General features: G+C 64.2%; 14 protein-coding genes. 9 read left to right on the top strand and 5 right to left on the bottom strand.

What is annotated here, in order from left to right; translation table 11 throughout:
• The first annotated feature begins 5 nt into the window (after positions 1-5).
• From JNB89_RS13820 to hutC (JNB89_RS13790), 7 genes are all read left to right on the top strand, one after another.
• Positions 6-686, top strand: coding sequence for a methyltransferase family protein (locus tag JNB89_RS13820; protein ID WP_220362531.1), 681 nt, complete (start codon positions 6-8; stop codon positions 684-686).
• Between the two features lie 280 nt (positions 687-966).
• The gene (locus JNB89_RS13815) at positions 967-1,827 is read left to right on the top strand and encodes a transporter substrate-binding domain-containing protein (protein ID WP_013343103.1); all 861 of its coding nucleotides are present in this window, start codon (positions 967-969) and stop codon (positions 1,825-1,827) included.
• Between the two features lie 88 nt (positions 1,828-1,915).
• Entirely contained in the window at positions 1,916-2,638 is a 723-nt protein-coding gene (locus JNB89_RS13810; RefSeq protein ID WP_220362530.1) for an ABC transporter permease, read from the top strand.
• A 13-nt stretch (positions 2,639-2,651) separates the two neighbouring features.
• A complete protein-coding gene (locus JNB89_RS13805) occupies positions 2,652-3,407 on the top strand; it encodes an ABC transporter permease (RefSeq protein WP_220362529.1) in 756 nt (251 codons plus the stop codon).
• 34 nt (positions 3,408-3,441) lie between these two features.
• Positions 3,442-4,233 (top strand): ABC transporter ATP-binding protein, encoded by a 792-nt coding sequence (locus tag JNB89_RS13800; protein ID WP_027212798.1) that lies wholly within the window; start codon positions 3,442-3,444, stop codon positions 4,231-4,233.
• A gap of 132 nt (positions 4,234-4,365) precedes the next feature.
• Positions 4,366-6,012 (top strand): HAL/PAL/TAL family ammonia-lyase, encoded by a 1,647-nt coding sequence (locus JNB89_RS13795; protein ID WP_220362528.1) that lies wholly within the window; start codon positions 4,366-4,368, stop codon positions 6,010-6,012.
• 219 nt (positions 6,013-6,231) lie between these two features.
• Positions 6,232-6,915: a histidine utilization repressor gene (hutC, locus tag JNB89_RS13790; RefSeq protein WP_220362558.1), complete on the top strand. Its 684-nt coding sequence runs from the start codon at positions 6,232-6,234 to the stop codon at positions 6,913-6,915.
• 41 nt (positions 6,916-6,956) lie between these two features.
• Here hutC (JNB89_RS13790) and hutC (JNB89_RS13785) read toward each other — a convergent pair whose 3' ends face one another.
• From hutC (JNB89_RS13785) to JNB89_RS13765, 5 genes are read right to left on the bottom strand one after another with little or no spacing between them, the layout of a single operon-like run.
• On the bottom strand, positions 6,957-7,766 hold the full coding sequence (gene hutC, locus JNB89_RS13785; protein WP_220362527.1) for a histidine utilization repressor: 810 nt from the start codon (positions 7,764-7,766) through the stop codon (positions 6,957-6,959).
• Between the two features lie 50 nt (positions 7,767-7,816).
• Positions 7,817-8,683, bottom strand: a complete 867-nt coding sequence (locus JNB89_RS13780; RefSeq protein WP_276572773.1) for an amino acid ABC transporter ATP-binding protein — start codon at positions 8,681-8,683, stop codon at positions 7,817-7,819.
• A 15-nt stretch (positions 8,684-8,698) separates the two neighbouring features.
• Entirely contained in the window at positions 8,699-9,361 is a 663-nt protein-coding gene (locus JNB89_RS13775) for an amino acid ABC transporter permease (protein WP_220362526.1), read from the bottom strand.
• 18 nt (positions 9,362-9,379) lie between these two features.
• The gene (locus JNB89_RS13770; RefSeq protein ID WP_220362525.1) at positions 9,380-10,030 is read right to left on the bottom strand and encodes an amino acid ABC transporter permease; all 651 of its coding nucleotides are present in this window, start codon (positions 10,028-10,030) and stop codon (positions 9,380-9,382) included.
• Between the two features lie 57 nt (positions 10,031-10,087).
• A complete protein-coding gene (locus JNB89_RS13765) occupies positions 10,088-10,915 on the bottom strand; it encodes a transporter substrate-binding domain-containing protein (protein WP_013343113.1) in 828 nt (275 codons plus the stop codon).
• Between the two features lie 249 nt (positions 10,916-11,164).
• Between JNB89_RS13765 and JNB89_RS13760 the strand changes: the two genes are divergently transcribed.
• A complete protein-coding gene (locus JNB89_RS13760; protein WP_220362524.1) occupies positions 11,165-12,139 on the top strand; it encodes an isopenicillin N synthase family dioxygenase in 975 nt (324 codons plus the stop codon).
• Positions 12,140-12,158: 19 nt separating this feature from the next.
• Complete coding sequence (locus JNB89_RS13755) at positions 12,159-13,592, top strand: FAD-binding oxidoreductase (RefSeq protein ID WP_220362523.1); 1,434 nt, start codon at positions 12,159-12,161, stop codon at positions 13,590-13,592.
• Positions 13,593-13,601 lie beyond the last annotated feature (9 nt).

The following is a 13,601-nucleotide window of genomic DNA, read 5'->3' as shown; positions in this document are numbered from 1 at the left end:
CGGTCATGGTCGCGCGCCTCGTCGTACAAACGGTCTTGTGGCTCGCGGGCATGGGCGTGCTGCTGTTCGGCGCGGCCGGCACGCTCGCGTGGCCGGCCGCGTGGTGGTTTCTGATCGAACTGGGCGTATTGAGCCTGTGGGTCGGACTATGGCTCGCGCGCCATGACCCCGCCTTGCTTGCGGAGCGTCTCGCGCCCTTCGTGCAAAAGCAGCAGAGTCGCTGGGACCGGCTTTTCATGATGGCCGTGGCGTGTGTATGGTGCGGCTGGCTGACCGCAATGGGGCTCGACGCAATGCGCTTTCGCTGGTCCGCGCCGCTGCCCGTGGCGTTGATGTCGCTCGGCTCGCTGTGCGTGCTGGCGTGCATCGCAATGTGCCGTTTTGTGTTCGCGGCAAACAGCTATGCGGCGCCGGTCGTGAAGATCCAGGCGGGCCGCGGCCATAAGGTTGTCGACAGCGGCCCGTACGCGCATGTGCGTCATCCCATGTATTCGGCGGCGCTGCTGTTCTTCGTGGGCACGCCGTTGCTGCTCGGCTCATGGTGGGGCCTCGCGTTCGTCCCGGTCATGGTGATCGGGCTCGGCTGGCGCGCGGTGCGCGAAGAGCAGGTGCTTGCCGCGCACCTGAGCGGCTACGCCGCGTACATGGCACGCGTGCGTTTTCGCTTCGTTCCTTTCATCTGGTAGACGTGCCGGCCGCCGCGCTTTCGCGGCACCGGCGCGAACCTGTCTAGACATAACCACTAAGGCAAAGCGTCGGCCCATTTGCTCCGACTGCCTACAGCTGTCGTTGTAACTCGCTGCAGATCCTGTCCCGCCGGGGTCTCTAAGGGCTTACCCGATGATCCAGGCAATTTTTCTCGAATCCCCTTGCAGCACCTTTTTGACTCATGCAGACTTGTCTATACAAATTATGCGGCGGTTAAACATTCCGGCTCGACGGTTTCCTCAATCAAGGAGTTTCGACGTGAAAGTGAAACGCACCACGGCAGCAAAAGCATTGATCGGCGCCGTGCTCGGCGCCGCGACGATTTTCGCGGCACCGGCACAGGCCAAAGACTGGAAGTCGGTGACGATCGCGCTGGAAGGCGGCTACGCCCCGTGGAACCTGACTTTGCCCGGCGGCAAACTGGGCGGCTTCGAACCAGAGCTCGTCGCCAATCTTTGCGAGCGCATCAAGCTGCAATGCAATCTGGTCGCGCAAGACTGGGACGGTATGATTCCCGGCCTGCAGGCGGGCAAGTTCGACGTGCTGATGGACGCCATCTCCATCACGCCGGAGCGCGAGAAGATCATTGCGTTCTCCAAGCCCTATGCGGCCACGCCGGCCACGTTCGCCGTCGCGGATCCCAAAGTGTTGCCGAAGGCCGCGCCGGGTGCCGGCGTCGTCAAACTTTCGGGCGACCCTAAAACCGATCAGCCAACCGTCGACGCACTGCGCAAGCAGCTGAAAGGTAAGACGATCGGCATTCAGTCCGGCACCGTCTATACGAAGTTCATCAACGACGGCTTCAAGGACATCGCGACCATCCGCGTCTACAAGACTTCGCCGGAACGCGATCTGGATCTGGCAAACGGCCGTATCGACGCGTCGTTCGACGACGTGACGTACTACGCCGCGAGCATCGACAAGAAAGAAACTTCGTCCATCGTCATGGCCGGCCCGAAGATTGGCGGCCCGATCTGGGGCCCGGGCGAAGGTCTCGCGTTTCGCAAGCAGGACGCCGATCTGAAGGCCAAGTTCGACACCGCGATCAGCGCGGCGCTTGCCGACGGCACGGTCAAGAAGCTGTCCGCCAAGTGGTTCAAGACCGACGTCACCCCTTGATTCGCGCGACTTCGCCTTAACGCGGCACGTGCGGGCGCGAGGCGCGCGTGCCGCCGTTTCATCGGCTGTCATGAAGGGGAGGTAGGCAATGGCTCTGGTACAGATGCTCGGCTTCGGGCCGGAAGGCTGGGGTGGCGTGCTGCTGCTCGCGGCGTTGATGACCGTCGCGCTCACGCTGGCAGCGCTCGCGGTGGGCGCCGTGTTCGGCGCGCTGGTTGCGGCAGCCAAGCTGTCTCGCGTGCGCGTGCTGCGCGTGATAGGCGACATTTATACGACGGTGTTTCGCGGCGTGCCTGAACTGCTCGTCATCTATCTGTTCTACTTCGGCGGCTCGACGCTCGTCACCACGGTCGGCCAATGGTTCGGCGCCGAGGGCTTCGTCGGCGTGCCGCCGTTCGTGATCGGCGCGCTCGCTGTCGGCATGATTTCGGGCGCTTACCAGGCGGAAGTGTATCGCTCGGCCGTGCTCGCCGTGTCGCGCGGCGAACTCGAAGCGGCCCGTTCCATCGGCATGCCGACGCTGACCATGGCGCGCCGCATTCTGATTCCGCAAGTGCTGCGCTTCGCGTTGCCGGGCATCGGCAACGTCTGGCAATTGAGCCTGAAGGATTCCGCGCTGATCTCGGTCACGGGCCTCGCCGAATTGCTGCGCACGAGCCAGGTGGCTGCGGGCTCCACGCATCAGTACTTCACGTTCTTCGTGGTCGGCGGCGCGCTGTATCTGCTGATGACGAGCATCTCGAACCGGGTCTTCAACCACGCCGAGGCGCGCGTGGGCCGGTCCTTCAAGCGCAACTTCGCGCGCAACTGACGGCAACGGCATCATGAACTTCGACTTCGACTTTCTGCTCGACACGCTCAGGCAGTTGCTCGCCGCCGTGCCGACCACGCTAGGCCTTTTTTTCTGCTCGCTGATTCTCGGCGGACTGCTCTCGCTCGTCATCGTCACGATGCGCGTGTCGCCGCACTGGCTGCCGAACCGCTTTGCGCGCGCCTATATTCTGGTGTTCCGCGGCTCGCCGCTGCTGATCCAGATGTTCCTCGTCTATTACGGCATGGGCCAGTTCGGCGTGATTCGCGAGAGCTTTCTGTGGCCGGTGCTGCGCGAGCCGTATTTGTGCGCGGTTTTATCGCTTGCGCTGTGCACGGCCGGCTATACCGCGGAAATCATTCGAGGCGGTCTGATGGCCGTTCCCGCCGGCCAGATCGAGGCGGGTTATTCGATCGGCCTGTCGGGGTTCGCGCTGCTGCGCCGCGTGATCGGCCCGATTGCGTTGCGTCAGTGTTTGCCCGCGTATTCGACCGAAGCAGTGCTGCTGGTCAAATCGACCGCGCTCGCGAGTCTCGTCACCGTGTGGGAGGTAACGGGCGTCGCACAGCAGATCATTCAGCAAACGTATCGCACGACGGAAGTGTTCATCTGCGCCGCGCTGATCTATCTGTTCCTGAACTTCGTGATCGTGCGCGCGCTCGGTTTGCTCGAAACGCGTCTGTCGCGGCATCTGCGCGCGGCGCCGCCGCCCGTCGCGTCGAGGCGCCCGGTGTCCGCGACCACCGAAGCTCGCCGCGCCGCGCCCTGAGCGCCGGCCATTCCGGATGAACCTGGAGAATTCCATGAACGCTACGGCACCCGTTGCACTGTCGGTCAAGAACATTCACAAATCGTTCGGCGATCATCACGTGCTCAAAGGCATTTCGCTCGACGCTCATCAAGGCGACGTGATCTCGATACTTGGAGCGAGCGGCTCGGGCAAGAGCACCTTCCTGCGCTGCCTGAACCTGCTGGAGACGCCTGATGACGGCTGCGTCGCGCTCGCCGGCGAAGAACTGAAAATGAAACGCCGCAGCGACGGCAAGCTGCAACCGAGCGACCGCCGCCAGGTCGACCGGGTTCGCTCGCAACTCGGCATGGTGTTCCAGAACTTCAATCTCTGGTCGCATATGACGGTGCTCGAAAACCTGATCGAAGGGCCGATGCGCGTGCAAAAGCGCAGCCGCGCCGAGTCGGTGGAAGAGGCCGAGGCGTTGCTCGCGAAAGTCGGTCTTGCGGACAAGCGCGGCCACTATCCGGCGCATCTGTCGGGCGGCCAGCAACAGCGCGTGGCGATTGCGCGCGCGCTCGCCATGCATCCGAAGGTCATGCTGTTCGACGAACCGACCTCTGCGCTCGACCCCGAACTGGTGGGCGAAGTGCTGCGCGTGATGCGCTCGCTCGCCGAAGAAGGCCGCACGATGCTGGTCGTCACGCATGAAATGGGTTTCGCGCGCCACGTGTCGAATCGCGTGATGTTTCTGCATCAGGGGCAGGTCGAGGCAGACGGCACGCCCGACGAAGTGTTCGTGGAGTGCAAGTCCGAGCGCTTCCGGCAATTCGTGTCGAGTCACCACGACCGCACCACGAACTGAACGGCGCGTCATCGGCAGATCGCCGCGTGACGCGCGGCATCCAATACCTCGCTTGACACGTCACTTAACACGTCAATTAGCACGTCAATTAGCACGTCACTTAGCACATCACTTAACGCGCAGAGCACCATCATGGCCGTGATCCGTTCCGATCGTCCGCTCGACTGGACCCAGGTGGCGGCGGTTGCCGCCGGCGAACCGCTCGAGCTTTCCGCCGACGCCCGCGCGCGCATTGCGGCGGCGCGCGTACTTGTCGAGCAGATCGTCGAGCGCGGCATTCGCGCGTATGGCGTGAATACAGGCGTTGGCGCGTTGTGCGACGTGATCGTGTCGCCAACCGAGCAGCGCACGCTGTCGCGCAACATTCTGATGAGCCACGCAGTCGGCGTCGGCGCGCCGCTGGGCGTTGCCGAGACGCGCGCGATCATGGCGGCGGCGGTCAACAATTTCGCCCATGGGCATTCGGGTATCCGCCTTGAAGTAGCGGATCAACTCGTCGCCTTGCTCAATGCCGATTGCCTGCCCGAGGTTCCCGCGTTCGGCTCGGTCGGTTATCTGAGCCATATGGCGCATATCGCGCTGGTGTGCATCGGAGAGGGATATGTGCGGTATCGCGGTGAGCGCCTGAAGGGACGCGACGCGTTGCGGCTGCTCGGACGCGAGCCGCTCGTGCTGGAAGCGAAGGAAGGCTTGAGCCTCATCAACGGCACCCCGTGCGTGACCGGGCTTGCGGCGCTCGCGCTCGCGCGCGGCGTGCGGCTGCTCGACTGGACCGATCTGGTCGCCGCCATGAGCTTCGAGAATCTGCGTGGCCAGCTTGCCGCATTCGCCGAAGACTCGCTTGCCTTGCGGGTTTCGCCGGGGCTCAACCTGGTGGGCGAGCGCATGCGCACCGCGCTCGCGGACAGCGGCATTCTCGCGGCAGTGGTCGGCCAGCGCACGCAAGACCCGCTCAGCATGCGCACCATTCCCCACGTACACGGCGCCGCGCGCGACGTGCTTGCCGCGACCGCGGAGGTGGTGAACCGCGAACTGGCGTCGATTACCGACAACCCGATCGTCGCCGGCACGCCCGACGATCCCCGCGTGTATTCGCAGGCGCATGCGGTGGGTGCATCCATTGCGCTTGCGATGGACAGCCTCGCCACCGCGATCGCGCAGGTCGCGGCGATGGCGGAGCGGCGCCTCGACCGCCTCGTCAATCCGCTCGTGAGCGGCTTGCCCGCGTTTCTCGCCGAGCCGGGCGGCACCTGTTCGGGCTTCATGATCGCGCAGTACACGGCGGCCTCGCTGGTCGCACAGAACCGGCGCCTTGCGCTACCCGCGAGTCTGGACGGCGGCATTACCTCGGGCCTGCAGGAAGACCACCTGTGCCACGCGACGCCCGCCGCGCTCAAGGCGCTGGAGATCGTCGACAACGCGGGGCGCATTGTCGCCATCGAACTGCTGGCCGCGGCGCAAGCCTACGACCTGCAAGCCGGCGACGCGCCGCGCGCGCCGCACACTCAAGCGTTGTGGCAACGCGTGCGCCAGATCGTGCCCACCTATCGCGACGACCGTCCGCTCGCGGACGACATGAGCGTCGCGTTCCGCATGATTGCCGGCGAGGCGCCGCCGCCGCTGCCGGGTCCGGTTAAGATGAAGCCGGACAACGCGACGCCAGGCGACGGCACGCAGTTCGTTGCGCACGCATCGATTGCGGGCGTGCCCGCTGCGCACAGTTTCCCGGCAGCCGCGAACAGCCCCGGCACCATGCTGGGCGCGGCGCACGTGGCCTGATTCTGACTGGCTGGTGCGCAGGCTATCCGCCGGCGCACTGGCGCTTTATGGGGCGTCCGGGCGGCACCACGGCTACCACCTGACCACCCCACCACCCACGAGGTTGGAGTGAACACCATTACAGATACTCAGGAGCACAGGCACAACCCGGCCGAGCGAGGCGCGCCGGGAGCGCACGTGGCGCAGCGCGCCGCTTGCAGGGAGACACCGGCGAAAGCCATGCCCGCTTACGAGCAGATCAAGCGTTACGTGATCCGTCGTATCAGCGAAGGCGACTGGAAGCCGGGCGGGCTGATTCCTTCCGAAATGGAACTGGTCAAGGAGTTCGGCGTCGCACGCATGACCGTGTCGCGCGCGCTGCGGGAATTGACAGCCGAACGGGTACTCACGCGAGTGCAGGGCTCGGGCACCTTCGTCGCGCCGCAGCGCTACGAATCCACGGTGCTGGAAATCCGCAATATCGCCGACGAAATCGCCGCACGCGGTCATCGTCATTCGGCGCGCGTGCTGACGCTCGAACCGAGCGACGACCCGCAGGCGCTCGAAACGCTCGGTCTCGCCAGCGGTCCGGCGTTTCATTCGTGCATCGTCCATAGCGAGGAGGGCGAGCCGATCCAGTACGAGGACCGCTACGTCAATCCGAAGGTGTTTCCCGAGTACCTGCAACAGGACTTCACCGTGGAGACACCGAATCACTACATGGTGCGTCTCGCGCCGATCCAGCGCGCGGAATTTCGCATCTATGCGCAAAAGCCCGACGCGCACGTGCGGCGGCATCTGTCGATGGAAATCGGCGAGCCTTGCCTGCTGCTATGGCGCCGTACCTGGGTGGGTGACGATGTCGCGACCTCTGTGCACTTGTGGCATCCGGCGTCGCGTTTTCATCTGGCGGGGAACGTGTAACCGCGCAGCGGGCGTTGTCTCGCTGCTAGAGCGGTGTCGCATCAGCCTTGCCGTTGTGACAGATCCGGGGAGAAGCGGCAGCCGAGCCGGTAGCGCGAACCCGGATGCACGAAGCGCGCAAACGTCACCGCAATGCCGCTCGTCCATGTTCGCCGTACCAGCGTGAGGCACGGTTCTTCCATGCGGATTTCGAGCAGTTCCGCTTCGGCGCGCGTGGGCAGTCCCGCGTCGACAATGTGCTCGACGTCGTGCGCCGGCACCGTTTCATACAGGTATTCCGACGGCCTGATCGTGGAAAAATCCTGCCGCAGAAAATCCGGCGCGGTGACCGGGTTCACGTAGCGGTCTTCCAGTTGCACCGGCAGGCCGTTCTCGCGATGCACGCAAATCACATGAAAGACCGAAGCGCCAGGCGCGAGCCCTAACGCATTCGACACCACGACAGACGCGGTCTCGCGTTGCAAAAGCACGGTACGGTAGCTGTATTCGTGGCCGCGCGAACGGATTTCGTCGCCGATATGCGCGATCATCAGCAGGGTGGATTGCGGCCTTGCCTGTGCAACGAAGGTGCCGACGCCCGATACGCGCGTGACGAGCCCTTCGTGCACCAGCTCGCGCAGCGCGCGATTGACGGTCATGCGCGAGACGCCCAGCGTCGCAACCAGATCGAGTTCGGAAGGCAGGCGCTCGCCGGCGCGCCGCGCGCCGGATTCGATAATGCCGCGAATATGATGCTTGACCTGCTCGTAGCGGGCAGCCGGCGCATGGGCCGCGACGCCTGCGCTCCTCGCGGCGTCGGCCGGCGGCTCGCCTTCGGCATGGTGACTCTTGCTGCGAAGCATGGCGGACATCGGCAGCCTCTTTCACGGTTTGCGCATTGCCGCGAGGGCAGGGCGCGCGATCATGGCGTGTTAGCGTCGTCGGGGCCGCGCGCCCAGAATGCGTTGCGGTCGAAATAGTTTTGCAGGAATTGCCGCAAGCGCGGCTGTCCGGCATCGTGAAAGACCTCGCGCGGTTTGCCCTGCACGGCAATGCGTCCTTCGTCGATGAACACGACCTTGTCCGCGACCTGCGCGGCGAAGCCCATTTCGTGCGTGACGACGGCCATCGTCATGCCGTCGCGAGCGAGCTGCTTCATTACTTGCAGCACTTCGCCGACCAGTTCGGGATCGAGGGCCGACGTGGGCTCGTCGAACAACATGATGTGCGGCTCCATGGCGAGCGCTCGCGCGATCGCCACGCGCTGCTGCTGCCCGCCGGAGAGCTTCGCCGGATAAGCATCGCCCTTGTGCGAAAGGCCCACGGTTTCCAGCATTCTGTTCGCACGGCCGCGCGCTTCGTCGTGCGACAGACGCCGCACGCGCAACAGCGCTTCCATCACGTTGCCGAGCGCCGTCATGTGCGGCCACAGGTTGAACTGCTGAAACACCATGCCGACGTTGCGCCGCACACGGTTGATATCCGCCTGCGATGCACGCACGCGGCGGCCGCCGCGCTCCGTGTAGCCGAGCAGTTCCCCCTCGACACGCACGTCGCCGTGATCGTACGTTTCGAGCGCGGCGAGGCAGCGCAGCAGCGTGCTTTTGCCCGAGCCCGAGGGACCGATGATGCACACCACTTCCGAGCGCGCGATCTCGAGGTCGACGCCGCGCAGCACTTCGACGTCGCCAAAGCGCTTGCGCAGATCGCGTACTTCAATCAAGGGTGCAGAGCGCTGCGCGTGCGCAACGCTGGACGCGGAAGAGGGCATGTCGGCAATGGCATTCATGATGGGTCCAGATCCTTATGCCATGAAACGGGCGATGCGGGCCTCGGCCCACATGCCCGCGCGCGAAGTCAGCTCGACCAGCGCGAGATAGCATACACAGAGCATGAGCAGCGTCTCGACGAAGGCAAAGGTCGCCGAGCCGATGCCGGTGAGCACGAAAGTCAGCTCGGGCACGGTGACGATGGAAAGCACCGCGGTTTCCTTGCTCAGCACGATGATGAGGTTGGTGAGCGCCGGCACGATCAGCACCAGCATTTGCGGCATCTGGATGCGCAGCACCGCTTGCGTGCGCGTCAAGCCCAGACACGAGGCCGCCTCGAGATGGCCCGGCGGCACCGACTGAAAGCCGGAGCGAAACGCTTCGGCGAAATACGCGCTGCCATAAAGGCCGAGGCCGAGTACACCGGCGGTCATGGGCTCGAGCGTGAGTCCGAATGATGGGCCGCCGTAGTAGAGCAAAAACAGTTGCACGAGAAACGGTGTGCCGCGAAAAAGCTCGATGTACAGGCGCAACAGCGCGCGTACCCAGCGCCCGCAAAAGAGCTGCAGCACCGCAATCACGAAGCCGATCAGCATGCCGATGGCCACGCCCGCGGCCCAGGTGCCGAGCGTCGTCGCAAGGCCCGCTGCAATCGGCTGAAGATTGTGCGTGATGACGGTGGGATCGAACTGTTGCATCGCGTGGGCTCCGGTCGATCAGGCGTGCTTCAGCCGATATTCGGCGGCATGCGCGACGAGTGCGAGCGCACCGCAGATCACGAAGTAGATGAGCCCGGCGGCAACATATGCTTCGAGCGGTCTATAAGTGCTGGCCGCAATGTTCTGCGCGGTGCGCGTCAATTCAGCGACACCCACCACCGAAATGAGCGACGAAGCCTTGATGAGCAGCACCATTTCGTTGACGAGCGAGGGCAACGTCAGACGGAACGCCTGCGGCACGAGAATACGCCGCAGCGTGTCGAACGGCGAGAGGCCGAGCATGCGCGCGGCTTCGATATGGCCGGGCGGAATGCTGAGAAAACCGCCGCGCAGAATCTCTGCGATATAGGAGGCGGAGCACAGCGACACGGCGCTGATCGCGGCGACGAGCGGTGGCACGTTGATGCCCACGAACGGCAACAGGTAGTACACGAGCAGCAACTGCACCAACATCGGCACGCCGCGAAAGAAGAACACGTAGGCACCGCCGAACCGGCGTGCCGCGCGTTTGCGCGACAGCCTCGCCGCACATACGCCCACGGCCACGAAAAAGCCAATCAGGAGGCCCGACAGCGAAACGCCGATGGTGGCGAGGGCAGCATGCAGCAGCAGCGGCATGCCTTGAACGAAGACGGTCGTGCTGAACATGAGCGTCGCCCTCGCGGATCTGCTGTCAATAGGCGCCCGACGTGCGTGCAGCGCGCGTCAATAGTTCGGCGTGGGCATGGTGGTCGGCGCGTCCATCGCGACGCCGAACCACTTCTTTTGCAACGCGGCGAGGCGTCCGTCGTTGTGCATCTTCACGAGCGCCGCATTGAAGGCGTCGGCGAGCGGCTTGCTGTCCGCGTCCTTGCGCATGCAGTACGCGAAGTACACTTTCGCGCCGAACGGCGGTTGCACCACGGCGAAAGTTTCAGGGCGCTGCTTGGCGACATACGCAATGTTGGTCATGGAGTTCGCGACGGCCGCAATGCGGCCCGCGGCGAGGTCGGCATAGGCCTGATTGTTGTCGACGTATTCGCGGATTTCAGGCGGCTTCGGCAAGGTGGCCACGTATGCCTTCAGCTGGTCGAGCTGCGCCGAGCCTTTGCCCGCGCCAACGGTCTTGCCTGCAATGTCGGACGATTGTTTGAGCGCCGTATCGTTCGCGCGTTTGAGCAGCGCGTCGGTGGCATCCGCGACGGGCAGCGTGTACGTGTAGCGCTCCATGCGCGCTTTGGTGACCGTGAGCGGGCCGCCCACCATGTCGAACTTGCCCGCTTCGAGGCCGGGCAGCACGCTCGGCCAGGGCAGGTCGATGAAGCGCACCTTCACGCCGAGTTCCTTGCCGACTTCGGCGAACAGCTCCTTGTTGAAACCCGCTTGCTGGCCGTTTTCGAGGAAGTCGAAAGGCGCGAACTGCATCTCCGTGCCGACTACCAGTTCGCCGGCCTTTTTTACTTTGGCGAGCTGGTCTTCCGCATGAGCGCCGACACTCGCCGCGCACAACGCCAGCATGACGAAACGCCACTTCCAGCCTGCAAGGATGCTCATGAGGTTCTCCAGTTGGCAAAGCGAGGTCGCACAGGTGATGCGCAAGCGGCACGAAGCATCGGCGCGGCGCGAGTCATGCGAGGCAGTATATACCGCAGTTTTGCTGCGAAATAAATAAACGCACGAGTAGAGAAAAGCCCTTACATGCAGCTTCGCGAGTTCACTTGCGAGTGCGCTTTTGGCGGTATATACCACTGCAATGATCTCGCGCTTGCGCTCGCCGCTCTACACATTCACCGGAGCAACACGATGCCTGTGACCCGTATTCCGCTCATCGACTTCGCCGGCGTTCGCGCGGGCGACCCGCGTGCGTTGCACGACGTGGCGCGGCAGATTCGCGAGGCTTGCACGACCATTGGCTTCTTCTACATTGTCAATCACGGGGTGCCGCAAGCTGTCATCGACGCGGCCGCGCAAGCCGCGCGCACCTTCTTCGCGTTCCCGGTCGAGACCAAGCGACGCGCCGCGGTGAATCACCGGCATCGGGGTTTCAATGCGCTTGGCGATGCGACCATGTACCAGGCAAAGCGCCCCGATTACAAGGAGTTTTTCAGCATCGGGCTCGAATTGCCGGAAGACGATCCGGACGTGCTGGCGGGTCAGGCGCTGCGTGGACCGAACAATTGGCCGGATTTCATGCCGCAGTTGCGGCCGGCGCTGTATGGCTACTATGAAGCGGTGGGAGCGTGCGGCGCTGACCTGTTGCGCGCGGTCGCCGTGAGCCTCGGCGTAGACGAGCACTTTTTCGCCTCGCGTTATACGAAGCGGATGCAGCGCACGCAAATGGTCTACTATCCGCCGCAACCGCCTCAGTCCGACGAAGACCAGTTCGGCGTCGCGCCGCATACCGATTACGGCTGCATCACGTTGCTATGGCAGGATCAGGTGGGCGGCCTGCAGGTGCGCGAAATCGCTAACGACACGTGGGTCGACGCGCCGCCCGTGGAGGGCAGCTTCGTCGTGAACGTCGGCGATCTGCTCGCGCGCTGGACCAACGACCGTTTCCGCTCGACGCTGCATCGCGTGATCAATGCGTCCGGGCGGGAACGTTATTCGATCGCGACCTTCTACGATCCGACCTACGGCGCGATCGTGGACCCCCGCGATCTCGGCGCGAATGCCGACGATCTGAAATATCAGCCGGTGGCGGCAGGCGACTATATTCTCGGCCGCATCAACGATTCAATGGGTTATCGAAAGAAGCACGCCGCGCCAACAACATAAGCACAGCAAGGGATATTGCATGACCCAAGACCCCATCGCGCACCACGACGCGAACGCACAGCCGTGCACCGCGCCGCTTTCCGCCACGCTCGACGCGCTGCGCGCGGAGCTCGGCGCCGATGCGGTGCGCGTCGGCGAACAGATTGGCGAACGCGCGATGACCGACTGGACGCGCCACGCTCCCACACGCCCGGCAGCCTTGCTGCTGCCGCGCAGCACGGAGGAAGTCGCGCGCGCACTGGCAATCTGCCACGCGGCCTATCAGCCGGTGGTGCCGCAAGGCGGCATGACGGGGCTCGCAGGCGGCGCGATTGCGCGCGCGAACGACATTGCGTTGTCGCTCGAACGCCTCGCTGGCGTCGAGGAAATCGATGCAGCTTCGGCCACGCTCACCGTGCGCGCGGGCACCACTTTGCAAACCGCGCAGGAAGCCGCAGCGCAAGCGGGCTTCGAACTCGCGCTCGATCTGGGCGCGCGCGGCTCGTGTCAGATCGGCGGCAATCTCGCGACCAATGCGGGCGGCAACCGCGTGATTCAGTCGGGCACCGCGCGCGACCAGGTGCTGGGGCTCGAAGTCGTGCTCGCCAACGGCGACGTGCTGAGCTCGCTTGGCAAGATGGTGAAGAACAACACCGGCTACGACCTGAAGCACTGGTTCATCGGATCCGAAGGCACGCTTGGCATCATCACGCGTGCGGTGTTGCGGCTTCATCCGCAACGCGCCGCTCGCCATACCGCGCTCGTCGCGCTCAATGGCTACGACGCCGCGGTGAATCTGCTGCGTCGCCTGTCGACGCGCTTTGGCAACGACATCAGCGCATTCGAAATCATGTGGCCGGACTTCTACGATTTCGGCGTCAAGCTGACGGGCACGCGCTCGCCGTTCGACGGCGCGCATCCGCTTTACGCGTTGATCGAACATGCGGGCTTCGACGCGGACGACCACGGCGAACGCTTTGCCGCTGCGCTGACCGAGGCGCTCGACGAAGGCGCGATACGCGACGCGGTGATCGCGCAGTCGGTGGCGGACGCACGTGCGTTATGGGCGATTCGCGAATGCACGGCCGAATTTCCGGTGCGGCTCGACCCAATCAACTTCGACGTGAGTCTGCCGATCAGCGTGATCGGCGACTTTGTCGAGCGTTGCCGCGCAGCGCTGAACGAACGCTGGCCCGGCAATGAGTCGTATTTTTTCGGCCATATCGGCGATTCGAATCTGCATGTCACGGTAGACGGGAACTCGATTCCCGGTGTCGATCATCATGCCGTGTACGCGTTCGTGTATGAAATGCTCGGGCCGCTGCACGGCTCGGTGTCGGCCGAACATGGCATTGGTCTGCTCAAGCGCGAGTTCCTGCCGATCTCGCGCTCGCCCACGGAACTGGCCGCGATGGCTGCAATCAAGCATGCGCTCGATCCGCACGGCATTCTGAATCCCGGCAAGCTGTTCTGAACGGCGCAT

Origin of the sequence: Paraburkholderia phenoliruptrix, from assembly GCF_019511605.1 — a bacterium.
GTDB classification, from domain to species: domain Bacteria; phylum Pseudomonadota; class Gammaproteobacteria; order Burkholderiales; family Burkholderiaceae; genus Paraburkholderia; species Paraburkholderia phenoliruptrix_A.
The sequence above is the reverse complement of the archived record's forward strand: the minus strand, read 5'-3'. Positions and strand labels throughout refer to the sequence as shown.